Annotated in this window: 33 protein-coding genes and 1 pseudogene; 24 read left to right on the top strand and 10 right to left on the bottom strand. The window is 43.0% G+C overall.

What is annotated here, in order from left to right; translation table 11 throughout:
• Both ypmT and MTN95_RS16410 read left to right on the top strand, forming a co-directional pair.
• Positions 1 to 195 carry a protein YpmT gene (gene ypmT, locus MTN95_RS16415; protein ID WP_044155479.1) on the top strand — a complete coding sequence of 65 codons (195 nt, stop codon included), beginning with the start codon at positions 1 to 3 and terminating at the stop codon, positions 193 to 195.
• Positions 196 to 267: 72 nt separating this feature from the next.
• Positions 268 to 1605: an MATE family efflux transporter gene (locus MTN95_RS16410; RefSeq protein WP_248339003.1), complete on the top strand. Its 1338-nt coding sequence runs from the start codon at positions 268 to 270 to the stop codon at positions 1603 to 1605.
• 46 nt (positions 1606 to 1651) lie between these two features.
• Here the strand turns inward: MTN95_RS16410 and MTN95_RS16405 are convergent, their stop codons facing one another.
• Positions 1652 to 2077: a MarR family transcriptional regulator gene (locus MTN95_RS16405; protein WP_024121778.1), complete on the bottom strand. Its 426-nt coding sequence runs from the start codon at positions 2075 to 2077 to the stop codon at positions 1652 to 1654.
• 133 nt (positions 2078 to 2210) lie between these two features.
• Here MTN95_RS16405 and msrA point away from each other — a divergent pair, with 133 nt between their 5' ends.
• Positions 2211 to 2744 (top strand): peptide-methionine (S)-S-oxide reductase MsrA, encoded by a 534-nt coding sequence (gene msrA / locus MTN95_RS16400; protein WP_248339000.1) that lies wholly within the window; start codon positions 2211 to 2213, stop codon positions 2742 to 2744.
• Entirely contained in the window at positions 2745 to 3179 is a 435-nt protein-coding gene (gene msrB, locus MTN95_RS16395; protein WP_024121776.1) for a peptide-methionine (R)-S-oxide reductase MsrB, read from the top strand.
• A gap of 45 nt (positions 3180 to 3224) precedes the next feature.
• On the opposite strand, the gene MTN95_RS16390 is transcribed toward msrB, so the two are convergent.
• Entirely contained in the window at positions 3225 to 4250 is a 1026-nt protein-coding gene (locus MTN95_RS16390; protein WP_248338998.1) for an SDR family NAD(P)-dependent oxidoreductase, read from the bottom strand.
• 354 nt (positions 4251 to 4604) lie between these two features.
• Here MTN95_RS16390 and MTN95_RS16385 point away from each other — a divergent pair, with 354 nt between their 5' ends.
• Complete coding sequence (locus tag MTN95_RS16385; RefSeq protein ID WP_248338996.1) at positions 4605 to 5753, top strand: phytase; 1149 nt, start codon at positions 4605 to 4607, stop codon at positions 5751 to 5753.
• Between the two features lie 69 nt (positions 5754 to 5822).
• On the opposite strand, the gene cgeB is transcribed toward MTN95_RS16385, so the two are convergent.
• Positions 5823 to 6776, bottom strand: a complete 954-nt coding sequence (gene cgeB, locus MTN95_RS16380) for a spore maturation protein CgeB (protein ID WP_202853597.1) — start codon at positions 6774 to 6776, stop codon at positions 5823 to 5825.
• Positions 6777 to 6782: 6 nt separating this feature from the next.
• Positions 6783 to 7175, bottom strand: a complete 393-nt coding sequence (locus MTN95_RS16375; protein WP_105992041.1) for a protein CgeA — start codon at positions 7173 to 7175, stop codon at positions 6783 to 6785.
• 221 nt (positions 7176 to 7396) lie between these two features.
• On the opposite strand from MTN95_RS16375, the pseudogene cgeC reads away from it, so the two are divergent.
• The 13 genes and pseudogenes from cgeC to MTN95_RS16310 all read left to right on the top strand — a co-directional run.
• Positions 7397 to 7670, top strand: a pseudogene (gene cgeC / locus MTN95_RS16370) (spore maturation protein CgeC); the annotation flags it as partial.
• Between the two features lie 68 nt (positions 7671 to 7738).
• Positions 7739 to 9019: a spore maturation glycosyltransferase CgeD gene (gene cgeD, locus MTN95_RS16365; protein WP_105992042.1), complete on the top strand. Its 1281-nt coding sequence runs from the start codon at positions 7739 to 7741 to the stop codon at positions 9017 to 9019.
• Positions 9020 to 9047: 28 nt separating this feature from the next.
• Positions 9048 to 9827, top strand: a complete 780-nt coding sequence (gene cgeE, locus MTN95_RS16360) for a spore maturation N-acetyltransferase CgeE (RefSeq protein ID WP_202853598.1) — start codon at positions 9048 to 9050, stop codon at positions 9825 to 9827.
• Between the two features lie 79 nt (positions 9828 to 9906).
• Positions 9907 to 10023: a YjcZ family sporulation protein gene (locus MTN95_RS16355; protein WP_044155488.1), complete on the top strand. Its 117-nt coding sequence runs from the start codon at positions 9907 to 9909 to the stop codon at positions 10021 to 10023.
• A 131-nt stretch (positions 10024 to 10154) separates the two neighbouring features.
• On the top strand, positions 10155 to 11477 hold the full coding sequence (locus MTN95_RS16350) for an aspartate aminotransferase family protein (RefSeq protein WP_248338994.1): 1323 nt from the start codon (positions 10155 to 10157) through the stop codon (positions 11475 to 11477).
• An 18-nt stretch (positions 11478 to 11495) separates the two neighbouring features.
• Positions 11496 to 12185, top strand: coding sequence for a CoA transferase subunit A (locus MTN95_RS16345; RefSeq protein WP_044155490.1), 690 nt, complete (start codon positions 11496 to 11498; stop codon positions 12183 to 12185).
• A complete protein-coding gene (locus MTN95_RS16340; protein WP_024121766.1) occupies positions 12170 to 12823 on the top strand; it encodes a 3-oxoacid CoA-transferase subunit B in 654 nt (217 codons plus the stop codon). The genes MTN95_RS16345 and MTN95_RS16340 overlap by 16 nt, the downstream gene beginning before the upstream one ends.
• Before the next feature lie 8 nt (positions 12824 to 12831).
• A complete protein-coding gene (locus MTN95_RS16335) occupies positions 12832 to 14142 on the top strand; it encodes a peptidase (RefSeq protein ID WP_105992045.1) in 1311 nt (436 codons plus the stop codon).
• The gene (gene ablB / locus MTN95_RS16330) at positions 14120 to 14947 is read left to right on the top strand and encodes a putative beta-lysine N-acetyltransferase (RefSeq protein WP_105992046.1); all 828 of its coding nucleotides are present in this window, start codon (positions 14120 to 14122) and stop codon (positions 14945 to 14947) included. Before MTN95_RS16335 ends, ablB begins: the two co-directional genes overlap by 23 nt.
• 32 nt (positions 14948 to 14979) lie before the next feature.
• The gene (gene kamA, locus MTN95_RS16325; protein WP_105992077.1) at positions 14980 to 16395 is read left to right on the top strand and encodes a lysine 2,3-aminomutase; all 1416 of its coding nucleotides are present in this window, start codon (positions 14980 to 14982) and stop codon (positions 16393 to 16395) included.
• Positions 16392 to 16670, top strand: a complete 279-nt coding sequence (locus MTN95_RS16320; RefSeq protein WP_105992047.1) for a YokU family protein — start codon at positions 16392 to 16394, stop codon at positions 16668 to 16670. The genes kamA and MTN95_RS16320 overlap by 4 nt, the downstream gene beginning before the upstream one ends.
• 86 nt (positions 16671 to 16756) lie before the next feature.
• Positions 16757 to 16981, top strand: a complete 225-nt coding sequence (locus MTN95_RS16315) for a YozE family protein (protein ID WP_010334616.1) — start codon at positions 16757 to 16759, stop codon at positions 16979 to 16981.
• A 152-nt stretch (positions 16982 to 17133) separates the two neighbouring features.
• Positions 17134 to 17814 (top strand): hypothetical protein, encoded by a 681-nt coding sequence (locus tag MTN95_RS16310; protein WP_010334614.1) that lies wholly within the window; start codon positions 17134 to 17136, stop codon positions 17812 to 17814.
• On the opposite strand, the gene MTN95_RS16305 is transcribed toward MTN95_RS16310, so the two are convergent.
• Positions 17811 to 17954: a hypothetical protein gene (locus MTN95_RS16305; protein WP_105992048.1), complete on the bottom strand. Its 144-nt coding sequence runs from the start codon at positions 17952 to 17954 to the stop codon at positions 17811 to 17813. The two genes, MTN95_RS16310 and MTN95_RS16305, sit on opposite strands and share 4 nt — an antisense overlap.
• 120 nt (positions 17955 to 18074) lie before the next feature.
• Here MTN95_RS16305 and MTN95_RS16300 point away from each other — a divergent pair, with 120 nt between their 5' ends.
• The 3 genes from MTN95_RS16300 to yodL all read left to right on the top strand — a co-directional run bounded on the left by MTN95_RS16300 (position 18075) and on the right by yodL (position 19314).
• Positions 18075 to 18251, top strand: a complete 177-nt coding sequence (locus tag MTN95_RS16300) for a YozD family protein (protein WP_010334612.1) — start codon at positions 18075 to 18077, stop codon at positions 18249 to 18251.
• A gap of 77 nt (positions 18252 to 18328) precedes the next feature.
• Positions 18329 to 18940, top strand: a complete 612-nt coding sequence (locus tag MTN95_RS16295) for a phosphatase PAP2 family protein (RefSeq protein WP_105992049.1) — start codon at positions 18329 to 18331, stop codon at positions 18938 to 18940.
• A 59-nt stretch (positions 18941 to 18999) separates the two neighbouring features.
• A complete protein-coding gene (gene yodL, locus MTN95_RS16290; RefSeq protein WP_038954208.1) occupies positions 19000 to 19314 on the top strand; it encodes a shape determination protein YodL in 315 nt (104 codons plus the stop codon).
• 37 nt (positions 19315 to 19351) lie between these two features.
• On the opposite strand, the gene MTN95_RS16285 is transcribed toward yodL, so the two are convergent.
• The gene (locus MTN95_RS16285; protein WP_024121758.1) at positions 19352 to 19477 is read right to left on the bottom strand and encodes a hypothetical protein; all 126 of its coding nucleotides are present in this window, start codon (positions 19475 to 19477) and stop codon (positions 19352 to 19354) included.
• Positions 19478 to 19678: 201 nt separating this feature from the next.
• Between MTN95_RS16285 and deoD the strand changes: the two genes are divergently transcribed.
• Together deoD and MTN95_RS16275 are read left to right on the top strand one after the other, a co-directional pair.
• Complete coding sequence (gene deoD, locus MTN95_RS16280) at positions 19679 to 20380, top strand: purine-nucleoside phosphorylase (RefSeq protein ID WP_024121757.1); 702 nt, start codon at positions 19679 to 19681, stop codon at positions 20378 to 20380.
• Between the two features lie 82 nt (positions 20381 to 20462).
• Positions 20463 to 21284 (top strand): D-Ala-D-Ala carboxypeptidase VanY, encoded by an 822-nt coding sequence (locus tag MTN95_RS16275; protein WP_044155508.1) that lies wholly within the window; start codon positions 20463 to 20465, stop codon positions 21282 to 21284.
• Positions 21285 to 21324: 40 nt separating this feature from the next.
• On the opposite strand, the gene MTN95_RS16270 is transcribed toward MTN95_RS16275, so the two are convergent.
• Both MTN95_RS16270 and MTN95_RS16265 read right to left on the bottom strand, forming a co-directional pair.
• Complete coding sequence (locus MTN95_RS16270; protein WP_248338992.1) at positions 21325 to 21585, bottom strand: hypothetical protein; 261 nt, start codon at positions 21583 to 21585, stop codon at positions 21325 to 21327.
• Positions 21586 to 21671: 86 nt separating this feature from the next.
• Positions 21672 to 22373, bottom strand: coding sequence for a class I SAM-dependent methyltransferase (locus MTN95_RS16265; protein WP_248338990.1), 702 nt, complete (start codon positions 22371 to 22373; stop codon positions 21672 to 21674).
• Between the two features lie 151 nt (positions 22374 to 22524).
• Between MTN95_RS16265 and ctpA the strand changes: the two genes are divergently transcribed.
• Positions 22525 to 23925, top strand: coding sequence for a carboxy-terminal processing protease CtpA (gene ctpA / locus MTN95_RS16260; protein WP_248338988.1), 1401 nt, complete (start codon positions 22525 to 22527; stop codon positions 23923 to 23925).
• Between the two features lie 34 nt (positions 23926 to 23959).
• On the opposite strand, the gene MTN95_RS16255 is transcribed toward ctpA, so the two are convergent.
• Positions 23960 to 25450, bottom strand: coding sequence for a sodium:solute symporter family protein (locus MTN95_RS16255; RefSeq protein WP_059293347.1), 1491 nt, complete (start codon positions 25448 to 25450; stop codon positions 23960 to 23962).
• The gene (locus tag MTN95_RS16250) at positions 25450 to 25650 is read right to left on the bottom strand and encodes a DUF3311 domain-containing protein (protein ID WP_105992052.1); all 201 of its coding nucleotides are present in this window, start codon (positions 25648 to 25650) and stop codon (positions 25450 to 25452) included. Before MTN95_RS16250 ends, MTN95_RS16255 begins: the two co-directional genes overlap by 1 nt.
• Positions 25651 to 25748 lie beyond the last annotated feature (98 nt).

Raw genomic sequence — 25748 nt, 5'->3', positions numbered from 1 at the left:
ATGAAACGGATTTACCAGTATTTCAGTTTGTTATCATTTACGTTTTCCCTTTACTTCGGCTGGCTGGCTTATCATCATCTGGCGGCTGAGGATATGGATCAAATGTACTTGAACATTTCGTATTGCGCATTGTTTTTGAGTGTGATGGTGTTTACATTTGGCATGAAAGACCGAAAAAAAACCGATAAATCATAAAAAAAAGAGACATGCGGCACCGTCTCTTTTTTCATGCGGCTGGACGAAAATATAAGAGAACAAGGAGAAGAAATGAAAGCATACGATTTTACGAAGGGAAACGTGCTGAGGCAGCTTATCCTGTTTTCGATGCCTATTATGCTGGGAAATGCTCTGCAGGTTTCTTTTCAATTCATAGACAGTTTATGGATCGGCAATTTGCTGGGGGCAAAAGCGCTTGGCGCGGCCGCGGTATCAAGCACGATTGTTTTAACCGTGCTGTCTTTTATTTTGGGACTTAATAATGCGACCTTAACCATTTTGTCTCAGCAAAAGGGAAAAGATGATGAGAAAGGAATGGCGTCGTATATAAATGCCTTTGTCGTTTTATTAACGGGCTTAAGCATCGGGTTCGGCGCAACCGGTTTTTTCCTGTCAGAACCATTGCTGCGTCTTCTGCAAACGCCGGAGTCCATGATTCCGCTTGCCGAGATCTATTTGCAGATTCAATTTATCGGCATCCTGTTTTTGTTTGGTTATAACTTTATCAGTACGGTTCTTCGGGCGCTAGGCGACAGCAAAACACCGCTGCGGTTCATCGCTTTTGCCGTTGTGCTGAATGCTGTGCTGGCACCGCTCTTTATTTCTGTTTTCCGCATGGGGATTGCGGGAGCGGCTTATTCAACTGTTTTGTCACAGGGCATTGCGTTCCTTTACGGTTTGTTTTATGTCATCAAACATCAGCTGGTTCCGTTTTCTATGCCAAAAGCACCTAAGTGGGAAGAGACTGCATTGATTCTGAAACTTGGTATTCCCGCCGGTCTGCAGATGATGGTGATTACAGGCGGTATGATGGCGATCATGAGCGTTGTCAACTCTTATGGAGAGCATGTGGTCTCTGGATTTGGCGCAGTGCAGCGGCTGGACAGCATCATCACACTTCCGGCTATGGCGGCCGGTACGGCGGTCAACAGCATGGCGGGACAAAATATCGGGCTCGGAAACTATAAAAGGGTGGAATCGATTGCGAAGCTTGGTGTGATGTCTGTTTTTTCTTGCATGCTCGTAATTGCTATTATCATTTGGATATTCGGAAAATATTTAATGAGGTTATTTATTAGTGAGCCTGACGCGGTAGCGTTTGGTGAACAATATTTGCGGTGGATTGCGTTTTTCTATCCCTTTATCGGTATTAATTTTGTACTGAACGGAATTGTCAGAGCCGCTGGGGCAATGATGCAGGTTTTGGTTTTAAATTTGATTTCTTTCTGGGTTTTGAGATATCCTTTCACGGCTCTGTTTTCAGCTTGGCTTGGACAGAAAGGGATCGGTCTCGGAATCGGTATGAGTTTCTTATTCAGCAGCTGTGCGGCGTTTTTGTACTACAGATACGGCCGCTGGAAAACGATGAAATTGTTTACTGAAAGATAAGAAAGGCGCTGCGAAAAGCACATACCCTAATTGGGTATGTGCTTTTTTACCGTTTTTTATCAAGTTTGCTGAAAAGCTCGATTAATGTGGCGAGTTCAGTATCCGTATAACAATCAAAGCGTTTAAAGAAATATTCAGTTTTTTTCTCATTGAAATGCTGAACGATTTTTTCACCTGCTTCAGTGATATGGATGCGGATGATCCGCCGATCTTCCTTCGATCTGATTCTCGTGATCCATTCTTTTTCTACCAGCGCGTCAGTCACTGCGGTAATATGGCTTGCTGATACTTCCAAAATGGGCGCAAATTCCGTCACTTTCTTAGGTCCCTGTTCACTTAGAATGCGCAAAATGGTAAATTCATTCCGCGAAAGCTCTTTATCTAGAATATCGTTGATTTCATTGCGTATTTGTTTAAAAACTTTACGGAGTAAAGTTTCCATATCATACATCATTTGTGTTCTTACTTTCAAATTTGTGAACCCCCATTACATAATTGCTAATACTCAAAACCTATAGATTTTTATTGAAAAGCAGAATCATTTTCATTCTATTTTTACATGCTATAATATAATAATACCACGTATTAACAAAGGAGGCACCAGTATGTCTGAAAAAAAAGAACTCGCCACATTTGCAGGCGGCTGTTTTTGGTGTATGGTCAAACCATTTGACGAACAGCCGGGAATTGAAAAAGTGGTGTCCGGGTATACAGGCGGCCATACTGAAAACCCTACGTATGAAGAAGTATGCAGCGAAACAACAGGGCATCGTGAAGCTGTACAAATCACGTTTGAGCCTGATGTATTCCCTTATGAAAAGCTGTTAGAGCTGTTCTGGCAGCAAATTGATCCGACAGATGCAGGCGGCCAGTTCGCTGATCGCGGCAGCTCTTACCGTGCAGCGATTTTTTATCATAATGAAAAACAAAAGGAGCTTGCCGAAGCATCAAAACAACGGCTGGCGGAAAGCGGCATTTTTAAAGGTCCTATCGTGACAGACATTTTAAAGGCTGAACCATTCTATGAAGCGGAAGATTACCATCAGCATTTTTATAAAAAGAATCCAGGGCATTATCAGCGTTACCGGACAGGCTCCGGAAGAGCTGGATTTATCAGTGAGCATTGGGGGGCGAAATAAATGACGCTAAATAAAGAAGAAAGAATAAAGTCATTAAACCGTATGCAATACGAGGTCACACAAAATAACGGAACGGAGCCGCCGTTTCAAAATGAGTATTGGGATCATAAGGAAGAAGGGCTTTATGTTGACATTGTGTCAGGAAAGCCTTTGTTTACTTCCAAGGATAAATTTGATTCCCATTGCGGCTGGCCAAGCTTTACAAAGCCGATTGAGGAAGAAGAAGTGGAAGAAAAACAGGATACGAGCCACGGAATGATTCGGACAGAAGTCAGAAGCCGAACAGCCGATTCCCATCTGGGACATGTATTTAATGACGGACCCGGACCTAGCGGACTTCGTTACTGCATTAATTCTGCGGCGCTGCGGTTTATTCCTAAGGATAAGCTCAAAGAAGAGGGATATGAAAGCTATCAGCACCTATTTGACAAATAAAATGCAAGAAAAAACAAGCCTGCCTAATGGATAGACAGGCTTGTTTTATGCCTTTTTTTCTTTATGCAGGTCTTCAATAATTTGGGCAATTCTGTCTTTTGTAATAAGAGGAGCCTGATCAGACTGATATCCGGGCAAATTGACTTTGCGAAAATCAGGATGTTTTTCAGGTTCTGGGAGGATAGCATATAGGTTGCCCCATTCATATAGTGACTCTACTTCGTGGGGAGATGTCAATTCTTCGTGAAGTTTTTCACCTGGACGCTTGCCGACTTCTATTGCGGCCGGGCGCGGGAGACCGTGCTGTGCTGCGTATTCTTCAAATCCATGAATCAATTCCTCAAGTTTCAGTGATTCCATTTTAAAAATAAAAGTTTCTCCGCCTGTGGTTATAGCGGCTGATTGCAGTGTCAGTGTGGCCGCATCATCAATAGACATAAAAAATCTGGTCATGTTCTTGTCTGTGATGGTCAGCGGTTCACCTTCCATCATCTGTTCAAATAAAATAGGGATGACTGAACCTCTTGAGCCGAGAACATTTCCGAAACGGACGGAACAAAAAACAGTTCCTCTGTTTTGAACGTGGCGGTTAGCTTGATGAAACAGCTTTTCAGATAACAGCTTAGTGGCACCCATTGTGTTTACAGGGGACACAGCTTTGTCTGTACTGATATTGATGACATGCTGTACTCCATTGATTAGGGCGGCCTCCACCACATTCTGTCCGCCGATGAGATTGGTATGAATCGCTTCAAACGGATTGTCTTCGCATGTCGGTACCTGTTTCAGCGCTGCTGCGTGAAAGACGATATCGACACCTGTCATCACCTGATTCACTCTCCGGTGGTCGCGCACATCTCCAAGTACAAATGAAAGCCGCTGATCCTCCGCATACTTTTGACTCATTACATACTGTTTACTGTCGTCTTTGCTGAATACAATGATCTTTTTTGGTGTAAGCAGCAAAAGGCGTTTGACAATTTGACTTCCGATTGAACCCGTTCCGCCAGTGACTAAAACTGTTTTGTTATGGAAAAATGGTTTTAGTTCTGCTGTTTGCTGTTTAGGCATGGCTTATCCTCCAACTCTCGTTTCTCTACCATGCATCATATGTTCAACATTTTAATCGAGTTAATGAAAGCAACCAATAAAACGAAATTTAGGGGAATGATGATGTCACAAAGTGTTCTTTTTTAATAGAAAATGAAGAGATTGGCTTAATCTAACTAAATAAACAGTGTACTAAATTTTCATATTATCTTTTTTCGCTCCATATAAACAGGTCCCATATGATCTTATCACGTCCATATAAAAAGCTCTCTTTTGAATCAGAAACACTACGAAAAAAAGGTTCGATTGTCTCATATTCATCAACTTCATATATTTTACAATAAGAAATGAAGGTTAAAATAAGGAGGCTGTAAAATGAAGTATCCAAAAACTATTCTGTTTAGTGCTGCTGCGGGTTTATTGCTTAGCCTATCTGCAAACTCGGTATCGGCTCATCAGGCTGATGAAGTGAATCATTTCAAAGTGACGGCAAAGGGAGAGACTGACCCGGTTGCTTCCGGGGATGACGCAGCGGATGATCCGTCCATTTGGGTTGATGCAAAGCATCCGGAAAAAAGCAAATTGATAACGACAAACAAGAAGTCCGGGTTAGTCGTGTATGATTTGGACGGCAAACAGATCAATTCTTACGAGTTTGGCAAGCTGAATAATGTCGATCTGCGTTATGATTTTCCGTTCAACGGCAAACAGATTGACATTGCCGCTGCTTCAAACCGGACAGAAGGAAAAAATTCGGTCGAAGTTTACGCCATTGATGGGGCAAAAGGTGAATTGAAAAGCATCACAGACCCAAAACATCCTATTTCTACTGATATTTCTGAAGTTTACGGTTTCAGCCTGTATCACAGCCAAAAAACAGGGGCATTTTATGCGTTGGTAACGGGAAAGCAAGGAGAGTTCGAGCAATATGAAATTGCCGACAATGGAAAGGGATATGTAACAGGGAAAAAAGTGCGGCAATTCAAATTACATTCACAAACTGAAGGTCTCGTCGCAGATGACGAGTACGGGAATCTCTATATAGCGGAGGAAGACACAGCGATTTGGAAATTTAATGCTGAACCATCTGGAGGATCGCAGGGCAAAGTCATTGATCTTGCTTCCGGAAAGCATTTGACAGCTGATATTGAGGGCCTGACCATCTATTATGCGCCGGACGGAAAAGGTTATCTTATCGCTTCAAGCCAAGGCAATAACAGCTATGCGATGTATGAAAGACAGGAAGGCAATCAGTATATTGCCAATTTTGAAATTGCGGATGGCGAGAAAATAGACGGGACGAGTGATACTGACGGTATTGATGTTCTTGGTTTCGGACTGGGGCCAAAATATCCGTACGGCATTTTTCTAGCCCAGGACGGAGAAAATATAGAGAATGGACAAGCTGTCAATCAAAATTTCAAAATTGTATCATGGGAACAGATTTCTCAGCATCTTGGCGAAAAACCTGACCTGAATAAACAGGTGAATCCAAGGAAGCTGAAGGACAGATCTGATGAATAAAGAAGCAGCCTATTTTCGGCTGCTTTTTTATGTGCACGAAAAAATCGTTCATATGAAATGAACGATTTTTCAAGAAAGCGCCAGATGAATGGCTTTCAGTTTTGCGGGAAGCTCATCAAATGTATGAGCAGGAACGGTCTCTTTATAATTTAATGCTGCAGCTTTGTTTCGTTCCTCAGGATGATTGATATAGAAAGCGGCTTTTTCCTTAAAGTCGTTGATGCTGTGATAAGAAATAAAGGATGAAAAAGGATGTGCCGCGGGGAGATCCACTAGTTGAAATGCTTCGCATGCAGCGATATCAAAGGTGCGGTTATTAAAGCTTGTATTTTTAATACGGCTTTTATTTTTGTTGAACGTAAAATGATACGGCCGATGCGGATTGATCACGATGTCTGCCCCGTTATAATAATGAACGGCCTGTTCAGGCGGAACCCATGTGCTGACTACATCTATATGCGGCTGTTTGAGTACTTTTTTAGGCAGGTACTTTCTCCATTCCTTTCCGATGACCCGAACGGTGTACGGGAGAAATGCCGCTTCTTTCACAAGCTGAACCCGATTAGGGTAAGGATAGCCGATGATAAGCAATTGTGAATGAAAGGAATGTTCGGTGTCCATTTTTTTAAACAGCCGATGATTAACAGGAATCGGAACATAATAGATATGCTGATAACCAAGCTCCTGATAATAGAGAGCAGCATTTTGGTCAATTGTTAAAACCGCGTCAGCGTGCTTTATCACCTGAAGACTGATATCAATATAAAATGGGTCTTCTGTCAGCCAAACATATACGGGAATACCCTTACCCTTTAACCAGGTCAGCCAGTCGTGAGGAACGTGAACTCCAACCATCATGAGTGCGAAGTCCGGCTGAAACGTTTCAATGCGTGACAGCGATTCGGTGTCTGGTGTATCTGCAGACATGTATTCTGTCTGAGCGTGCCGAAAGCATTCTTCAGCCCAGCGGTCAAAATAACTGTATATTCCTCCATATCCCGACTGGATATACAAAACTTTCATCAGAGGTTATGAAAAGAATGTAACGCTTTCTACTTTATCTACATCAATCAATGTTGTCGCTTGACCTGGCGGAGTTACAGAGCTTTCCTGTGTTACGAATACAATGCCTCGTAGCCGATCAAAATCAACAAATACGACAGGACCGATCATGTCACCTGAATCAGTTACTATACTAATTATAGTGCCCGGTTCGATTCTCGCAAAAATCCATTCCGCCGGCGAACTATTAAACAAAAACTCGGCTGAAGCAGTATCGTCCACTTTCTGATCAATCGCAGATTCCAGTAAAGCTTTAAGTGTATTCTCCACGTTATCTCCTCTTTCAGTTGCATTTGTAAATAAAGGGCTTAAAAGGCTTTTAATAATATCCTTTTTTAACTGCGCATTTTCACTGCTCAACACATACACCTCCTATTAATTATTGAACTCACGTTTAATCATATTCTTCTGATTGGCAATTGGTATGAGTCGAACGCCGTACCTGAGCTATTTTTCATATATTTAAGGAAAATGCTGATTTTCTGCTATGGATGGACATTGCCTATACCGCAATTGACAGCATGTTCATATTGTGAAACAGAGGGTAAGGGAGAGAGGGAAGTGCGGATTTAGAAAACAAAGTGAACCAAGAAGAAAATGACCACGAATTGCATTTTATTCTGTTTTTATTCATTCTGCTTATACGTCAAACAGCTTCAGACGGAAATCCATTTGATCACAGACGCCAGCTCGTAGTTGTTAAAGAGCTTGGTGTGCCGATTTCAAGAGTCAATCTGATCAATGGAGATACGCTTCAAAATGTTATCGTGAAAATCCCTGGCTGATTTGGTTATTTTTCAGAACCCGCTAAATCAAACGGGATCAAATGTTGCTATTGTAAGTTGGGGCGCTTTTTACATGATGACAGAGGCTCTGCTTGCTGCGGAGCCGTTTTCATGTGTGACAATAGGAGGCTTGCAGAGATGGGGGACAAAGTTTCCATTATTTTAACGAGTTATAACAAACCTGATTATCTGCAAATGGCGATTGAGAGTGTCATCAATCAAACTCATAGCAATTGGGAGCTTTTTGTCATGGATGACCATTCAAACGAGAAAACGATTGCGGTGATTCATAAGTACCTTCATGACCAGCGCATTCGTTATAAAAACAGCTTCGTCCATCCTCAAAATCGATTAAAAACAACCCGTTATGCCACATTAATTAATAACGCTCTTCCATTTGCCGCTGGCGACTACATTTCTTATCTTACTGATGATACGGTTTATCATCCTGATCGGCTGAGCCGTATGGTGCAGACATTTTTGTGTCATCCTGAAGCACAGGCAGTCTATTCAAAACAAAAAGTTGTTCATGTAAACGAAAGAGGAGAGGAAATTTCCCATTTTTACAGAGATGCCAATGCGGTGCTTGATCAAGCCGCTTTTCAAGTCGATCATTGCTCTGTTATGCATCGCCGTTCGTTGCTTGATCGGATCAAAGATAAATATGGAAGCTATTGGGACGATGATATGATGCATTGGAATCACGGCGACTCAATTTTTTGGATGAGAGTAAACACATTTGCCCCGTTCCTGCCGATAAATGAAGTATTAGATACAACGTATAAGACCCCGAATTCTTTTCAAAACGCTTATCAGTTTCTGCCCGCCGATTTGATTGACGGCACGTTTGTAAAAGGATCTGATCAACATGTGTATTTTCTGGATCAAGGTGTGCGGCATCCTGTGGGGGAGAGATGGAGTTCAGTGTATCTGGATCGGACTGTTGTTATCCCCGATCCGTATTTATTTCAATATCATACGGGAAAATGTTTAAACATTCCGAATTATGTTTTGGTAAAAGAACCTGACCAGCCTGCAGTATTTTACATTGACGCCGGTAAAAAAAGACGGATAGAAAGTCAGCATGCTTTTCAATTTTATCAATTTAAAAGAAAAGATATTTTGACGATTGAAAAAGAAGTGCTCGAGGATCTGCAGGAAGGGCCGCCTATCACGCGGGACAGATCTGGGATGATCGCAAATCCGCCTGGACGAAGGCTGTTTTTTATAGAACGCGAGCGGTTTCTATTTCTAAACGGTGTTTTTCATCCAATCAGCGAGCAAGTGGTGAGAAAATTCTTTTTGCAGCAGAAACCAATACCCGCTTCTTTCCGGAATATTCAGCAATTTCCAATTGGAAAGCCGTTTTATCCGGTGTACGATGAGATTATAAAGAAATTAAATATTGCAATCGAGTAAATGTATAGGTCATAAAAAGGAGACATTCATGACAGGACTTTATTCAAAAACGGAGCATCAATATCTATCGTTAACGTCTGAATCGAAGTTGTTTGATCATTATAGTGCATATAAAGATTCCAAGCTGCCGCACATTTTTTCTCATAATTTTGTACAGCTTCATGATACATTTCCATTGGAGCGTATACCTGATTTTTTGCCGTCCGTACCGAAGCTGCTTGATGCGAATTATATCCATTTAAAAGCGTCTCCTCAGCATGTTTTTCCGCTCGTTTTGAAGCAGTCGCTTGTGAAAAGCGGTTTTGTGGTTGAAGATGAGCTGTTATACTGCATGAAGCTTGGAGACTGGAAGGGACAGATGGGACATCCTTTCACGGCATGGGGGACGGCAAAGAGTCTTAGTGACGGATCTTCAATCATGAAAATTTATGACTCGCTTTATATAGGAGAGGCAATCGCAGAACAAAAATTAGTGAGAAAATATCCTTTTTACAAAGCAGGTACGATTTTGCTTGTCGTTTGTTACAGCGATTCATCACAAAACATTCCGATTGGCTGCGGAGAACTTTTTATTGATTCGCAAGAGAAAACGGCGAAAATTGAAGAGGTGGCGATTTTGGATCAGTTTCAAAGAAGGGGCTACGGCAGTATTCTTGTGGGTGAGATGCTGTCCATTGCCAAATCTTTAGGAATGGACGATGCTTATTTAGTGGCCTCAAATTCTGATGGCGTTACTCATTTTTATGAAAAGCTCAAATTTAAAAAATTTGAGCGGGTGCACACTGTTTTTCATTATTTCCTTACATAGATGGGCATTTGCACAAACCGTTTGGGACTTGGCCCGCATACAATGCCGTATATCGTGATAAGAAAGGATGAAAAACAATATGCATGGATATCATGGATACGGTTACGGAGGATTTGGCTGCGGGACAAATACATTTGTATTGATTGTTGTCTTGTTCATTTTATTAATTATCGTCGGAGCCGCTTTTATTTGCTAGATGAAATAACACAAGAGCCTTTCGAAGTTCGGAAGGGCTCTTTTTTTGTGCGAAAAAAGATTTTATAGGGAGCGTCATGCCGCTATTTGGACACTCATACAATGTAGAAAAGGTGTTTTTGAGGTGGAAGCATGAGCAGTTATTTAATTAAGCCAGAGCTTAATGCCGAATATCCGATTGTCAGTCATGCAAAGGGCACATATGTGTATGATCAGAATGGAAAAAAATATCTTGATGGCTCATCTGGTGCGGTGACATGCAATATCGGCCATGGGGTTGATGAAGTAACTGAGCAGCTGAAAGAACAGCTTGATAAGGTGTCTTTTGCTTACCGCTCCCAGTTTACGAGTGAGCCGGCCGAGCAATTAGCTGCTTTACTGGCCGAGCAGCTGCCGGGAGACTTGAATTGGTCTTTTTTTGTCAATAGCGGATCAGAGGCCATAGAAACGGCAATGAAAATCGCCATTCAATATTGGCAGGAAAAAAAGCAGACAGAAAAATCCATCTTTCTCTCACGATGGAGCAGTTACCACGGAATAACTTTGGGAGCGCTTTCATTGTCGGGATTTTATGAACGAAGGTACCGGTTCACCCATTTGCTAGAGCGTTATCCCGCTCTCTCAGCCCCGCATATATATCGGCTGAATCAAGAAGCAAAAAAAGATTTTGTTCAAACGGCTGCGGAGGAGCTGGAAACCGCCATAAAAAGAATCGGAAGTCAGTTTATTGCTGGATTTGTGGCAGAACCTATTATTGGAGCCGCGGGAGCAGCAATTACTCCTCCTTCTGGATATTATGAGAGATTGCAAGAGGTTTGCCGCTCACATGGTGTGCTGTTTATTGCGGATGAAGTTATGACCGGGCTTGGGAGAACTGGAAGGATGCTTGCGACAGAGCATTGGCATACCGTTCCTGATATCGCTGTGCTTGGAAAGGGGCTCGGTGCCGGCTACGCGCCTATTGCAGCTGCAGTTGTGTCTGATACGGTTCTCCAAACGATAAAACAAGGATCAGGTATTATTATGAGCGGTCACACATACAGTGCTCATCCCTTTTCAGCCAAAGCCGCTCTCGAGGTTTTGCGTTATGTTATCAGACACGGCTTGATCAAACAGTCTGAAGAAAAGGGCTTCAAGCTGAAAAAGAAACTTGAAGAGATGATGCACCGAAGCGGCATCATTGGGGATGTCCGAGGCAAAGGGCTGCTGTTAGGCGTTGAATTTGTGGCTGATAAAAAGACAAAGCGAGTGTTTCCGCAAGATCGGTCGATGACCCAGCGTATCATCAGCGAAGCAAAAAAACGCGGGCTCATTGTCTATCCTGCCAAGGCTGGAATCGACAGCGGGGAAGGAGATGCCGTAATCATCGCTCCTCCATTCACAATCTCAGACGGAGAGATGGAAGAGCTTTTATCAACTTTTTCGGAAACAGTTGCAGAAGTTGAAAAAAACTGAAAAGGGATTGAAATCAATATGGCACCATTTCAAAAAACGATCAGCATTGAATCGGCAATTGCAGATGTGCGTGATGGATCGGTCCTTATGTTTGGCGGCTTCGGAGGAGTCGGCTCTCCTCCTTCTTTGATTGAAGCCATATTGGACAGCGGTGTGAAAGAATTAACTGTCATTTGCAATGATGCCGGATTCCCGGAGATTGGGATTGGACCGCTTATTGTCAATAAAAGAGTCAAGACACTGATTGCATCGCATATCGGTTCAAATCCTGTAGCCGGAAAACAGATGACAGACGGCACATTAGAGGTTCGATTTTCGCCTCAGGGCACTCTCGCAGAACGGATTCGCGCCGGCGGATCCGGCCTTGGCGGCATTTTGACCGATATCGGCATTGATAATCAAATGGTATGTGAGAAAAAAGAGATTGTGTCTGTAGCGGGGAAACAATACTTGGTTGAAGAAGCGCTGACGGCTGATTTTGCCTTCATCAATGCCTGCATTGCAGATGAATTCGGCAATTTAACGTATGACAAAACAGCGCGCAACATGAATCCGCTTATGGCAATGGCCGCCAAAAGAACCTTTGCCGAGGCTGAGACGATTGTGCCGATGGGTGATATTGCAGAAGAAATGATTGTAACGCCTGGGGTTTTTGTTGAGGGAGTTGTGAGAAGTGAAGGGGTGAGGTGGAAATGGGCTTGGGAGTAACAGAAAGAGAGCAGATCGCCAGACGGGCTGCTTCTGAAATCAAACCAGGCATGATGGTGAATCTCGGTATCGGCATCCCTTCCTTGGTGCCGAACTTTTTGCCGCCTGACATGCAGGTTATGCTGCAGGCGGAAAACGGCGTACTCGGGATTGGCGAAAGTCCCGAAAAAGGGAATGAGGATGAAAATTTATGCAACGCCGCGGGATTCCCTGTCCGTGCTGTTAAGGGAGCATCTTATTTTGATACAACGATGTCTTTTGCCATGATCAGAAGAGGCATGATTGACATTACGATTTTAGGCGCTTTGCAGGTAAGCCAGTCGGGAGACCTTGCGAATTGGCTTGTACCCGGAAAAAAGGTGCCAGGCATGGGCGGTGCGATGGAGCTCGCCCAAAAAGCGAAAAAAGTGGTTGTCGTCATGAGCCATACCGATCAAAAAGGGAGGCCTAAATTAACAGAAGCCTGCACCCTTCCGTTAACAGCAGCAGGCTGTGTAGATATGATCATTACTGAAAAAGCAGTTCTTGCAGTTGGCCGGCATCATTTTATTTTAAAAGAACTGATGAATGGCTCAACTATTGACGAGGTGATCGGTCTGACCGACGCTGAAATAATGGTAGATATGCCTTTTTCTTAAAAGGGGGAGTGATGATGCAGGACATTGAAAGAAAAGTAATCGAATGGCTTGATCAGCATTCAGCCAAAGCCATTCGTCTTTTGAAAAGGCTGGTTGGAGAAAAAAGCACACTTGGCAAGGAATTTAACGCCCAGGCAGTAGTCCTTGAAAAGCTTAGGCAATTTCATATGGACATTGATGTGTGGGAGCCGAGCCTAAAACAATTAAAACAGCATCCCTATTTTATATCAGACCGGTCGGATTTTCATGAGAGCCCGAACATTGTCGCTAAAAAAACGGGAGAGGGCGGAGGACGATCTCTGATTTTAAACGGGCATATCGATGTTGTGCCAGAAGGAAATTTGAAGGAATGGAAGTATGAACCGTTTCAAGCTGCCGAAGTAAATGGTAAAATTTACGGCCGCGGCTCCACTGATATGAAGGGAGGCAATACAGCCCTTCTATTTGCATTAGAAGCTCTGCACGCCTGCGATGTCAAACTGAAGGGCGATGTATTGTTTCAGAGTGTTATAGATGAAGAGTGCGGCGGCGCCGGAACACTTTCTGCCATTATGAGAGGCTATCGTGCGGACGGGGCGCTAATTCCGGAACCGACCAATATGAAGCTTTTTATTAAACAGCAGGGCTCGATGTGGTTTCGGATCACGGTTAAAGGATTAGCGGCACACGGAGGCACACGATATGAAGGTGTCAGCGCCATTGAAAAAAGCATGCATGTCATTACAGCCATTCAAGAGCTTGAAAAAGTCCGCAATGCAAGAATTTCTGACCCGCTTTATGATCATATCCCAATCCCGGTTCCAATCAATATTGGCACTATCTCAGGCGGAACATGGCCGTCCTCGGTAGCAGACCGCGTCGTCATAGAAGGAAGGTGCGGAATTGCTCCTCATGAAAAGCCTGAAGCCGTGAAAATGGAATTGGAAAACTGGCTGAAAGATTTACAATACCATGATGAATGGTTTAAACGCCATCCAATTCAAGTGGAATGGTTCGGGGCTCAATGGCTGCCGAATGATTTGCCTGATGGCCATCCTTTACTATCAGTCTTGCAGTCAGCCTATCAAAAAATGAAACAAACACAGCCGATCATCGAAGCGTCGCCTTGGGGGACAGACGGCGGCCTTTTGTATCATGCGGGAGATACTCCTGTTATCGTTTTTGGACCGGGAGAGACGAAAACGGCACATCAGGCAAACGAGTATATTGAGGTTGAAGCCATGTTAGAATCAGCTAAAATTATTGCTCTTTTTGTGATGGATTGGTGCGGGCTTCATACAGACGGGGAGGATGCTGATGATCAAAACAGTAAAGAATAGCGGTGTCACGGCTGTCATAGACAATGACCGCTTTAATAAACGAATTAGAGTCATTCGTTATGAAGGCGCTATTCAGGAAGTCTTGTCTGATATTATGACAGCGGCTGAAGAGGAGGGCGCCGAAAAAATTATTGTGTACACTAAACAGCATGACGAGGCGGAGCTGGCTAAACAATTGTTTACGCCGGAGGGCTTTCTCGAAGGCTACTATCTCGGCCATCGCGCTGCCGTCATGGTCCGTTATCTCACAGAAAAACGAAGACAAACAGATACCTATTTATCCGAGCAGGAAATGATAGAGCTATTATATAAATTGAAGCCTCAGCCACAAATCGAAGACAGGTCTCCTTTTACAATGAGAAAAGCAGAAACAAACGACATGTATCAGTTATCTATGCTGTATAAAAAAGTATTCCGCACGTATCCGACTCCTGTGTTTGATCCCGCCTATATTGAAAAGACGATGAATGAGCATACGCTTTATTATGTCATGCTTGAAGATGACCGTCTGATTAGCGCGGCAAGCGCAGATATCAATCCTGAGCTGGGGCATGCCGAAATGACGGACTGTGCCGTGCTTCCCGATTATCGGGGCCGTTCGCTGACAAGTATTTTAATAGATGCATTAGAAAAAGAAATGAGAGAGCAAGATATCTTTCAAGTATTTTCACTCGCCCGCGCTGCATCTTTTGGAATGAATGCGGTCCTGTATCATTCCGGGTATCAGTATAGCGGAAGGCTGATCAATAATTGTTATATAGGAGAAGGGCTCGAAAATATGAATATCTGGTGCAAGCGCCTGTAAGTGAAAAAGAAATGCACGAGGAGGAATTTCATTTGACAAACAAATGGTATAAACCGAAACGGCATTGGAAGGAGATAGAGTTATGGAAGGATGTTCCGGAAGAAAAATGGAATGATTGGCTGTGGCAGCTGACCCATACTGTAAGAACATTAGATGACTTGAAAAAAGTGATTAACCTGACCGAAGAAGAAGAGGAAGGCGTCAGAATTTCTACTAAAACGATCCCCTTAAATATCACACCCTATTATGCTTCCTTAATGGATCCCGACAACCCCAGATGTCCGATACGGATGCAGTCTGTGCCGCTCTCTGAAGAGATGCACAAAACAAAATACGACCTGGAAGACCCGCTTCATGAGGATGAAGACTCTCCGGTACCCGGTCTGACACACCGTTATCCCGACCGAGTCCTATTCCTTGTCACGAACCAATGCTCCATGTACTGCCGCTACTGCACAAGGAGGCGTTTTTCCGGTCAAATCGGAATGGGCGTCCCTAAAAAGCAGCTTGATGCCGCGATCGCCTACATTCGGGAGACACCCGAGATCCGGGACTGTCTGATTTCAGGCGGGGACGGGTTGCTGATCAATGATCAAATTTTAGAATACATTTTAAAAGAGCTGCGCAGTATACCGCATTTGGAAATTATCAGAATCGGCACAAGAGCGCCTGTTGTTTTTCCTCAGAGAATCACCGATCAACTGTGCGATATCTTAAAGAAATATCATCCGGTCTGGCTGAACACCCATTTCAACACAAGCATCGAAATGACGGAGGAATCCGTTGAGGCTTGCGAAAAGCTGGTGAACGCAGGTGTGCCGGTCGGAAATCAGGCCGTCGTGCTAGCAGGCATTAATGATTCGGTAACAATTATGAAAAAGCTTATGCATGACTTGGTGAAAATCAGAGTCCGTCCCTATTATATATACCAATGTGATCTCTCAGAAGGCATCGGACATTTCAGAGCTCCGGTTTCAAAAGGGCTGGAGATTATTGAAGGGCTGCGAGGCCATACTTCAGGCTACGCGGTACCAACCTTTGTCGTTGACGCACCAGGCGGCGGCGGGAAGATCGCACTGCAGCCAAATTATGTTTTATCGCAAAGTCCTGACAAAATCATCTTGAGAAATTTTGAAGGAGTCATTACCTCTTATCCGGAACCTGAACATTATATCCCTAACCAGGCTGACGCCTATTTTGAGTCTGTTTTTCCTGAAGCTGCTGACAAAAAAGAGCCAATTGGACTGAGTGCCATCCTTGCCGACAAAGAGATTTCTTTCACACCGGAAAACGTGGCCAGAATCAAAAGGAGAGAAGCATATACAGCGAAGCCGGGGCACGAAACCTTAAAGGACCGGCGGGAGAAAAGAGACCAGCTAAAGGAAAAGAAATTTTTAGCCCAGCAGAAAAAAGAAAAAGAGGCAGAAAGCGGGGGGGATTCTTCATGAAAACATGCGTATGGTGCGGTGTGCCTGAGGCGCAGCCTGGCACGAACACGGTTTATTGGGAGCTTCCTGACGGCACACGAGCCATAGAGCTGACAAACACCCCCGCGATGATTTGCTCTTCTTGCGGAATGGCCTACCAAGAGGATTCGACGATAAAGGATATTGAGGATCAGCTGTTTTTAATCAACACAAAAAAACTCCCTGAAAGTCTGACGTATCAACAGCTCATGGAAACGGAAAGGATATTAAAACGCAACTATTTTGATTTTTCCTGAATGATGTTTCGTTATTCTTTTGTTGTAATTTTACACTTGCACTGTATAATAGAACAACAAAAGACAGACACCAGGAGGGGAAACCCATGAAATCCTTTTATCACTATTTATTGAAATACAGACATCCTAAACCGCAGGACAGCATCAGTGAGTTTGCCAATCAGGCGTATGAGGATCACAGCTTCCCAAAAACATCAACCGATTATCACGAAATCAGTTCATATTTGGAGCTGAATGTTGATTATCTGGACACGATGGCTACGTTTGATGAAGCTTGGGAAAAATACGAGGCCGAGGTGCACGGCAAATAACCACATGTTTAAATCCGCAGATCCGCTGCGGATTTTTTGTGTGCATACACATACCATAATTGGATACTTCCAATGGTTTTCATGCCCATGCGAATTGGTGTAACCCAGCATACGATAGCGTATGAGAAATGTTGCGGCGAGGGGGAGACACCATGAAGCAAAATAAACCGAAATTCCAAGTAGGAGATATCGTAGTCGTCATTATGTATGGGACAGTCGGCACAATCACAAAAGTACACCAAATCGATAAGCACTATCTTTATGAAGTAAACCACAATGAAGTCTTATATTTTGAATCGTCCATTCAATTATATAAAGATTATGAAGGCGTCATTGTCGATATGGAAAAACTTGATATTGAATATGAATTCCTCATTGGAGATGTTGTTTATGTAAAAGATTATGGAAAAGAACTCTTTCGCATTATCGGCCACAGAACAGAAATTTGGAGATATTTAGAAGATGGCTGGGAAGATATTATTTATGAGCTGACTCGTTTAAAGGATGGAGAGTGGCTTGAAACGGAGGAAGAGGATCTCACGCTGGTTCTCAGAAAGTATGAAATGGACCAGTTTGTGCATCAGCTTTTGTTTGTCCATTATGTCGGAGAAACTGCCCATGAGATCGGCGAAGATATTGTACCGTCTGCTCTTCTTCAGTTTGAAGGCGAAGATGAAGATCAAGATACCCTGCGCATCCTGGCTGTATCAATTGTTGATGAGCTTTTGGATATTTACAACGACTACAAAATTCTGTACGAAATGTTTAAAGATGAAGAATATAAAGATATGATGATGTTTGTGCTGGAAAGTTTAAAAGAACACTTCAGTTAGTTTGTGAACAAGCGGATGATCACATATAAAAAGTAAGGCAGACAGCCCCAAATCATGACATGCGTCATACCATTGAGCGTTTTTTCCATCACCATATCGAATCTTTCTCCGTCCAGTGCTTCCATCATTTTAGCGATCATTTGTCAGCCTCCTATGGCTTGTTTTTTTATTCAATATATATGAATGAAAGAATTGTTTAGAACACCGGGTATAATTCATCCCGTTTTTTCATAAAACATAAAAAAGGAGGCGGTACGGTTATGAAAGAAATAGATCTTGTGATTGACACGGAAGAAATCGCTGAATTTTTTTACAGAGAGCTTGCAAGACGGGGCTACATACCGAGTGAAGATGAGCTGTTTGAAATCGCCGATATTACCTTTGATTATCTGATAGAAAAATGTATGATAGATGAAGAGCTGGATGAAGATTGTTAAGGCTTGAAACCGGAGCGGCCAGCTCCGGTTTTTTATTCGGCTGATATGAATTTTTGAGAAATAAAGGAGGGAAAATCTTGTACAAGCCAGTCAGTCTGTTTCTTCTCTTTCTTTTTTTAGCCGCGGTTATTCATACATCTGCTGTTCAATCAGCAGATGAAATGATCAGTAAGGCAGCCGCAGCTATCCGTCAGCCTTGGCTGAATGATGTGATGATTTGGGTGACTCATCTTGGTGCTACTTCCTTTTTACTGCCACTTATCGTAGTCATTGGGGCAGGGCTGTTTTTTTACAAGAGAACCTTGGATGGTTTTTTGATGCTCTTCATATTCGGAGCGGATCGTCTGTTAAACAAAATATTAAAAGAGTGGATCGAACGGACAAGGCCGGATTTTGAACCGCTCGTTCATGAGTCGTCCTTCAGCTTTCCGAGCGGCCACTCCATGAACGCTGCTTGTGTTTATCCAGTAATCGCCTACTTTTTAGTGAAACACATCCCGTTTTTGTCAAAGCATAAAAAAGCGGTATACATAATCGCCGGTACTGTCGTTATTTTGGTTGGTGCCAGCAGAGTCTACCTCGGCGTGCATTTTTTAACTGACGTTTTAGGAGGCTTCAGTCTCGGCCTGCTGCTGTTTTTCCTCATGAAAGGTTTTGACGAAAAGTTTCATTCGTTTCGACAAAAGTAGAGAGAGGAAAAAGAGGGCGAAACGCTAATATGTTATAGAAATAAAAGGGAGGGATCTTGATGATGTTATCCGTGTTTAAAAAGAAGTCTTGTTTTTACGATGTGACAATATTTCAAACACCCCGGTTTGGTGAAAAAAAAGGCTACAGAGCCGTCTATCGAACTGAACTGAACGGGAGCAATCATCAAGACGTGCTAAAAAGAGCGTTCTCTTTGTTTAATGTATTCGATACTGTTCCAAGTGATTATGATGCGAGATTTATGGCCACAGGGGATGTGATTTTGATTGATGAAGGCAGAAAAGGGAAAACATATTATAAACTGCTTCCCGCCGGATGGAGGAAAATCAATCGTCTGATTGTGCAAACAACATAACGAAAGAAAACTGCGGATATCCGCAGTTTTCTGTTTTTTAAGGTTTTCGTTTGGCCGCGGAATGCTCTTTTTCGTGCGCCTCTTCAGCCGCGATAACGTCTTTAGCAGGTATGTGGTTATTCTTTTTTTGTCCGGTTATCCGGTTACGCTGTTTCTTACCCATGTTTCATCCCTCCTTTTGCCGTTAGGTTCTCATATAAGCAGCTCAATTATCCCGATTTTCTCTAATGGCGCCTAAAAATACCCCGGATCATTTTCTTTTTTCGGAACATTCCTTTATAATCAATGCTGAAGTTTGTCTCATCATGACATCCGTTGTAAAATGAACGGACTGATCGTTAATTTTGGTTGAGGAGGATATGAGATGAGTGTACATATCGGTGCGGAAAAAGGACAAATTGCGGATACGGTACTGTTGCCGGGGGACCCTTTAAGAGCAAAATTTATCGCTGAAACGTATCTTGAAAATGTGGAATGCTATAATGAAGTCAGAGGCATGTATGGATTTACAGGTACATATAAAGGCAAAAAAATCTCTGTGCAGGGCACGGGCATGGGTGTTCCATCCATTTCAATTTACGTCAATGAATTAATTCAAAGCTATGATGTGCAAAATTTAATAAGAGTAGGCTCTTGCGGCGCCATCCGTAAAGATGTCAAAGTACGCGACGTCATTTTGGCCATGACTTCTTCTACTGATTCACAAATGAACAGAGTCGCTTTTGGAAGTATCGATTTCGCGCCTAACGCAGATTTCGAGCTTTTGAAAAATGCCTATGACGCCGCTAAGGATAAAGGCGTACCAGTGACGGTAGGCAGTGTATTTACTGCTGACCAGTTCTACAATGACGATTCTCAAATTGAAAAGCTTGCCCAATACGGTGTGCTCGGCGTAGAGATGGAAACAACCGCTTTGTATACATTGGCAGCGAAGCACGGTAGAAAAGCGCTGTCCATCCTGACCGTGAGCGATCACGTTTTAACAGGAGAAGAAACAACAGCAGAAGAGCGTCAAACCACTTTTCATGATATGATAGAAGTGGCTTTACATTCTGTATCAAAATAAAATAAATGAAGAGGCGTGCTGGGTGCCGGCAGCCCTTCTTTATGGATACGGAAACGATTGATAAAAGGAAGGTAATGTGATGATGAAAAAGTCCGGTAAATGGTTCTCGCTGGCCGCCGCTTTGAGTGTGACGGCAATTGTCGGAGCCGGCTGCAGCATGTCAAATGGAGATGCTCAAAAGGATACGAAAACCACTGCAGAATCAAAACAGACAGAAGAAAAAACAGCTGACAGCAAAAAAACAAATACGCAGGACAGTGAGTTCTTATTGGAAAGCAAGTTTTTCAATAACATTAAAAAAGTAGACGGCCTGGAAACCATTCAAAATCCAAAAAATATCCTCGCCCTTGTCAATAAGCAATACGCACTGCCAGGAGACTATGAACCTAGCGATCTAGTTATCCCTGATGTCGAGTTTTCTTTTGAAGAGAAAATACAAAAGCGATACATCAGAAAAGAAGCAGCAGACGCATTAAAAACGATGTTTGATGCAGCGAAAAAGGATGGCTATGAGCTGGCAGCCGTGTCAGGATACCGCTCGTATGACAGACAGCAGGTTATCTTTAAAAATGAAGTAAGCTTAAAAGGGGAAAAGAAAGCAAGAGAAGCTGTCGCATATCCGGGTGAAAGCGAACATCAAACAGGTCTGGCAATGGATATTTCCAGCCGAAGCAACGGTTTTGAGCTAAATGAGGCGTTCGGCAGCACTGAAGACGGAAAATGGGTGCAGAACAATGCATATAAATACGGTTTTATCATTCGCTACCCTAAAAACAAAGAAGACATCACGAAGTACGAATACGAACCATGGCATTTGCGTTATGTAGGCAAAAAGGCTGCAAAGGTTATTCATGAGAATGACTTAACATTAGAAGAATACTTTGAAAAAGTGAAGAAGATATAAAATAAAAACCCGCTTACCATTGGTTAAGCGGGTTTTTCCATTAAAAAAAGAATAAACCGGCGAGCGCCACACCTGTAATCAGCCCAAGGCCAATACCATATGCGGCTCCATATCCAAATCCGTAGCCGCCCCAATATCCATAGCCAAATCCGCCTCTTGGGCCCCCTGAAGTAACTGGAGCAATAAAGACCTTGCGGTTGGTTACCCGTGTAATTCTGCCCACATGGACCCTGCCGTTTCTTTCTGTAATTCTAGCAACTTTTCCTTGGTGCTGTCGGCAGATATGATAGTATTTTTCCAATATAATTCCCTCCTAATCCGTCTTTCTATCAGCTTATGATAGATAAACAAAAAAGGTTGGACGAAAAGAGGGGGTGAAGCGCCGTTTTACTTGTATGCGATAAAGATACAATGACCCATATACTCGCTGTATGCCTGCATGAGGTCATAATGGGACTGAAGCGTTTCATAGTAGATAGGAGCGATTGCTTGCGATACATCCATTTCTGTCGTCGGTTCAAATTCCATATCTTCCGGCAAAAGGGTGATCGTTTCTGTTTTCTGAAATCCATGGAAACGAATCGAGTCCATCCACTCCGATTCGTTATAAAGCTTTGTAAAACCGTAAAAGTCCATCATTTGCTTCTTTTCGCGCGGAGGCATCGGCTTTTTAAGCGCCGCTTCAATACCGATCAGCATTCCACCCGGCTTCAATACTCTATTAATTTCTTGAAGGGAGGATGTCAGATGGGAAAAACTGAGGACGGATTCGGACAGGACGCAGGAAAAGGACGCCGAAGAAAACGGAAGACGTTCCAGCTCTCCAAGATATGCAGGGATGGCCAGCCCTTCATTTGCAAATCTTTTTTTCGCCTTCTCAAGCATGACAGGGTCTTTATCAACGACTGTGACAGGATAAAGCAAATGTCCTAAATAAGCCGCAGTCTGCCCCGTCCCGCATCCGGCATCAAGAATCGGCTGATCAGGCGGAGGTGCCGCTTTTTGCAATACGGCTTTTGAAAAAGCAAGCCCGCCTGGATGTGCACCTGAGACACCGAATAAGGACAGCATTTCTAAATATCGGCTCAAAATGGTATCCTCCTTTTTGGTTATTATATGTCGTGAAAAGACATAGGTTTATGAAACGATAAAGAAGGGCGGATCTCTATATTTTCTGCTCCGAGTTGACGAATAGGAAATCGTCCATGATAATAATGTAAGAAGAAAAGGTGGTGTTTAATTGAAACGGCAATTGAAACTGTTTTTTGTTGTGCTGATCACTGCGGTTGTCGCTTCGGCGCTGACTTTATTTATTACGGGCAATTCAAGCATTCTGGGCCAAAAATCAACAAGCGCAGGAGATAGTAAGTTCGATAAATTAAATAAAGCGTATGAGCAAATCAAAAGTGATTATTACAAGGAAACAAACGATGACAAATTAGTAGACGGAGCAATTAAAGGAATGATTGAGTCTCTGGACGATCCTTACTCTACCTATATGGATCAAGAGGAAGGAAAATCATTCGAAGAAAGCATTTCTGCATCCTTTGAAGGAATAGGAGCGCAAGTAGAGGAAAAAGACGGTGAAATCCTTATTGTTGCGCCAATCAAAGGTTCACCTGCTGAAAAAGCCGGAATCAAACCGAAGGATCAAATCCTGAAAGTAAACGGGAAAAGCGTAAAAGGCATGAATGTAAATGAAGCCGTCGCTTTAATCCGCGGCAAAAAGGGCACAAAAGTGAAGCTTGAGCTGAACAGAGCGGGAGTGGGAGAGATTGATCTTTCCATTAAGCGCGATACGATTCCTGTTGAGACCGTCTATTCTGAGATGAAAGACAACAATATCGGTGAGATTCAAATCACTTCTTTCTCTGAAACAACTGCTAAAGAGCTGACAAATGCGATCGACAGTTTAGAGAAAAAAGGTGCCAAAGGCTATATTTTAGACTTGAGGGGCAATCCGGGCGGCTTAATGGACCAGGCGATTACAATGAGCAATCTGTTTATTGATAAAGGTAAAAATATTATGCAGGTTGAGTACAAAAACGGCTCAAAAGAAGTCATGAAAGCGGAAAAAGAACGAAAAGTCACCAAGCCGACTGTCGTTTTAGTAAATGACGGAACAGCGAGCGCTGCAGAAATCATGGCCGCTGCCCTTCATGAATCGTCAGGCATTCCGTTAATTGGAGAAATCACATTCGGAAAAGGCACAGTGCAGACCGCAAAAGAGTATGAGGATGGCTCAACAGTCAAACTGACAATGGCCAAATGGCTGACTGCTGACGGTGAATGGATTCATAAAAAAGGCATCAAGCCGCAAGTGAAAGCAGAACTTCCTGATTACGCGAAGCTCCCATATTTGGACGCTGATAAAACGTACAAATCAGGCAATACAGGCACTGAAGTCAAAGTCGCTCAGCAAATGCTGAAAGCACTTGGCTATCAGGTGAAGGTAAACAGTACGTATGATCAAGATTTTGTATCAGTCGTCAAACAGTTCCAGAAAAAAGAGAATCTGAAACAAACAGGCGTGCTGACTGGCGATACTACAACAAAACTAATGACAGAACTTCAACAAAAGCTGTCAAATAATGATACGCAAATGAAAAAAGCAATTGAAACGCTGAAAAAAGAAATGTAAAAAAGCCATACGCGGCTACCGCGTATGGCTTTTTTTAAGCACCCTTCTGATTCGGATTCGGTTCAGTTTTTTTACCAAATAAACCTTCTTTGACTGGATTCGAACCTGCTCTTTTTACAAACAGCGGATTGAGAATGACTACAGCGATGATATTGGCGGACAATCCCCAGAAACCTTCATAAATGCCGTGTGCAGATTGAGTGATATACACAATAAACGTAACCGCAAGGCCTGCTAATAATCCGATCACTGTTGCCTCTCTCGTTTGGTTCTTCCAGAATAAGCTGACGGCAATCGCCGGGAAGATCTGCACCATACCGGAAACGCCTAAAAGCTGAAGTGTTACTAAGGCAGTCGGGAACAGCATTCCAAATAGAAGAGCAAGACCGATCACGACAAACACCATGGAACGTGTAATAAGGGTCAGTTTGCTTTGTGACACATTTGGATGGATCAAGTCACGGTATAAGTTATTGGCAAATAAATTCGATGCTCCGATAGCCATGATCGAACAAGGGATCAATGAAGCTAGGGCGATAGTAGCGTATGCAAAACCTTGTGCCACGCCGCCGTAAGACGTCTGAATCAGATGCAGCAGCGCCAGTCTTGGATTTGTATCTTCCGGCAGCACAAGAAAAGCGATAAAACCAAGGAAAATAACTAAGATTAAAACGATGTTATAAAGCGGCAAAAACATGCTGTTTTTTCTAACTGCATCGGCACTTTTCGCCGTAAATACACCTGTAGCGGCATGTGCCCACATAAAAAGTGCCAAGGCGGATACAATAGATGCTGTAATAAACCAAGGGATGCCTTTTGGGCCCTCTGTCGGTATCGTCAGCATTTGCGGCGCTTCCTTTACCAATGTATCAATCATCGGCGTCCAGCCGTTGAAATGAATAAGAGGGAGGGAAACGACCATAAACAGCATAATCACCCATACTAAAATATCTTTAATAATGGCTGTAAAAGTAGGCCCTTTAATCCCGCTGAAAAACGTGTAAAGAGCAACTAGAATGAATGAGATGATGACAACGAACTTTACGTTGATATAGCCGGTCCCCGCCACCTGAAGCGTATCTTGAATTCCGCTAAGCTGAAGACAGATATATGGGATAAGCATCAGGACACCGACAATTGCAACGAGACTTGCCAACAGCTTGCTGTCAAAACGTTCCCGCGCATAATCAGCGAGAGTTGTTAATTTGTGAATTTTCGCAACTTTCCAAAGTTTCGGCAGGAAGAAATAGGCGATAAAATAAGCCAATACGGAGTAAGGAATTGCAAAAAACGCAACACTTCCGCCTGTGTAAGCCGTACTGGTCAGGCCTAAGAAAGTATATGCCGTGTAAAGGTCAGCGCCTACTAAAAACCAAACGAGAAGGCCTCCAAAACGTCTGCCGCCGACAGACCATTCTTCCACCGAGGTTCGCGATGATTTGTCTCTCCCGGCGAGAAATCCGATACAGACAACAGTTAATACGATAATAGCCGTAATCATAAGTGCAGTGAGATTTCCTTGCATCATTCAATTCCTCCATCTTTTTTTTGCACCAGGTAAATGCCAAACGAACATACCGGCGTAATAATAATCCACAGCAGCAGCCAAAAATGGAAAAAAGGAAGGCCGATAATAATCGGTTCGATTCGATTCACAAACGGCAAAAGTGCAAGCTGAATGAATGGTAAAATGATGAGTATAACAATAAGTGCTTTTTTAACCATTTACTTTCCTCCTGAAACATGATAATGCTCACTATAATAGCAGTTGTAAGATAAGATCACAAGATAATTATTAGAAAAAAATGATTTTTTCAATTATT

It is taken from the genome of Bacillus sp. 2CMS4F, from assembly GCF_023161785.1.
GTDB classification, from domain to species: domain Bacteria; phylum Bacillota; class Bacilli; order Bacillales; family Bacillaceae; genus Bacillus; species Bacillus halotolerans.
Note: the sequence above shows the minus strand (reverse complement) of the source record. Positions and strands in the feature narration are given on the sequence as shown.

Excerpts from the sequence above, each read along its gene's own strand:
- MTN95_RS16285 (WP_024121758.1), bottom strand. The coding sequence starts at position 19,477 with ATGGGTAAGAAACAGCGTAACCGGATAACCGGACAAAAAAAGAATAAC.
- MTN95_RS16345 (WP_044155490.1), top strand. The coding sequence starts at position 11,496 with ATGGCACCATTTCAAAAAACGATCAGCATTGAATCGGCAATTGCAGAT.
- ablB (WP_105992046.1), top strand. The coding sequence starts at position 14,120 with ATGATCAAAACAGTAAAGAATAGCGGTGTCACGGCTGTCATAGACAAT.
- yodL (WP_038954208.1), top strand. The coding sequence starts at position 19,000 with ATGATGTTATCCGTGTTTAAAAAGAAGTCTTGTTTTTACGATGTGACA.
- MTN95_RS16340 (WP_024121766.1), top strand. The coding sequence starts at position 12,170 with ATGGGCTTGGGAGTAACAGAAAGAGAGCAGATCGCCAGACGGGCTGCT.
- MTN95_RS16300 (WP_010334612.1), top strand. The coding sequence starts at position 18,075 with ATGAAAGAAATAGATCTTGTGATTGACACGGAAGAAATCGCTGAATTT.
- MTN95_RS16355 (WP_044155488.1), top strand. The coding sequence starts at position 9,907 with ATGCATGGATATCATGGATACGGTTACGGAGGATTTGGCTGCGGGACA.
- MTN95_RS16350 (WP_248338994.1), top strand. The coding sequence starts at position 10,155 with ATGAGCAGTTATTTAATTAAGCCAGAGCTTAATGCCGAATATCCGATT.
- MTN95_RS16385 (WP_248338996.1), top strand. The coding sequence starts at position 4,605 with ATGAAGTATCCAAAAACTATTCTGTTTAGTGCTGCTGCGGGTTTATTG.
- MTN95_RS16255 (WP_059293347.1), bottom strand. The coding sequence starts at position 25,450 with ATGCAAGGAAATCTCACTGCACTTATGATTACGGCTATTATCGTATTA.
- cgeB (WP_202853597.1), bottom strand. The coding sequence starts at position 6,776 with ATGAAAGTTTTGTATATCCAGTCGGGATATGGAGGAATATACAGTTAT.
- msrB (WP_024121776.1), top strand. The coding sequence starts at position 2,745 with ATGACGCTAAATAAAGAAGAAAGAATAAAGTCATTAAACCGTATGCAA.
- msrA (WP_248339000.1), top strand. The coding sequence starts at position 2,211 with ATGTCTGAAAAAAAAGAACTCGCCACATTTGCAGGCGGCTGTTTTTGG.
- MTN95_RS16310 (WP_010334614.1), top strand. The coding sequence starts at position 17,134 with ATGAAGCAAAATAAACCGAAATTCCAAGTAGGAGATATCGTAGTCGTC.
- cgeE (WP_202853598.1), top strand. The coding sequence starts at position 9,048 with ATGACAGGACTTTATTCAAAAACGGAGCATCAATATCTATCGTTAACG.
- cgeD (WP_105992042.1), top strand. The coding sequence starts at position 7,739 with ATGGGGGACAAAGTTTCCATTATTTTAACGAGTTATAACAAACCTGAT.
- MTN95_RS16250 (WP_105992052.1), bottom strand. The coding sequence starts at position 25,650 with ATGGTTAAAAAAGCACTTATTGTTATACTCATCATTTTACCATTCATT.
- MTN95_RS16390 (WP_248338998.1), bottom strand. The coding sequence starts at position 4,250 with ATGCCTAAACAGCAAACAGCAGAACTAAAACCATTTTTCCATAACAAA.
- ypmT (WP_044155479.1), top strand. The coding sequence starts at position 1 with ATGAAACGGATTTACCAGTATTTCAGTTTGTTATCATTTACGTTTTCC.
- MTN95_RS16315 (WP_010334616.1), top strand. The coding sequence starts at position 16,757 with ATGAAATCCTTTTATCACTATTTATTGAAATACAGACATCCTAAACCG.
- MTN95_RS16305 (WP_105992048.1), bottom strand. The coding sequence starts at position 17,954 with ATGATCGCTAAAATGATGGAAGCACTGGACGGAGAAAGATTCGATATG.
- MTN95_RS16320 (WP_105992047.1), top strand. The coding sequence starts at position 16,392 with ATGAAAACATGCGTATGGTGCGGTGTGCCTGAGGCGCAGCCTGGCACG.
- deoD (WP_024121757.1), top strand. The coding sequence starts at position 19,679 with ATGAGTGTACATATCGGTGCGGAAAAAGGACAAATTGCGGATACGGTA.
- MTN95_RS16410 (WP_248339003.1), top strand. The coding sequence starts at position 268 with ATGAAAGCATACGATTTTACGAAGGGAAACGTGCTGAGGCAGCTTATC.
- MTN95_RS16275 (WP_044155508.1), top strand. The coding sequence starts at position 20,463 with ATGAAAAAGTCCGGTAAATGGTTCTCGCTGGCCGCCGCTTTGAGTGTG.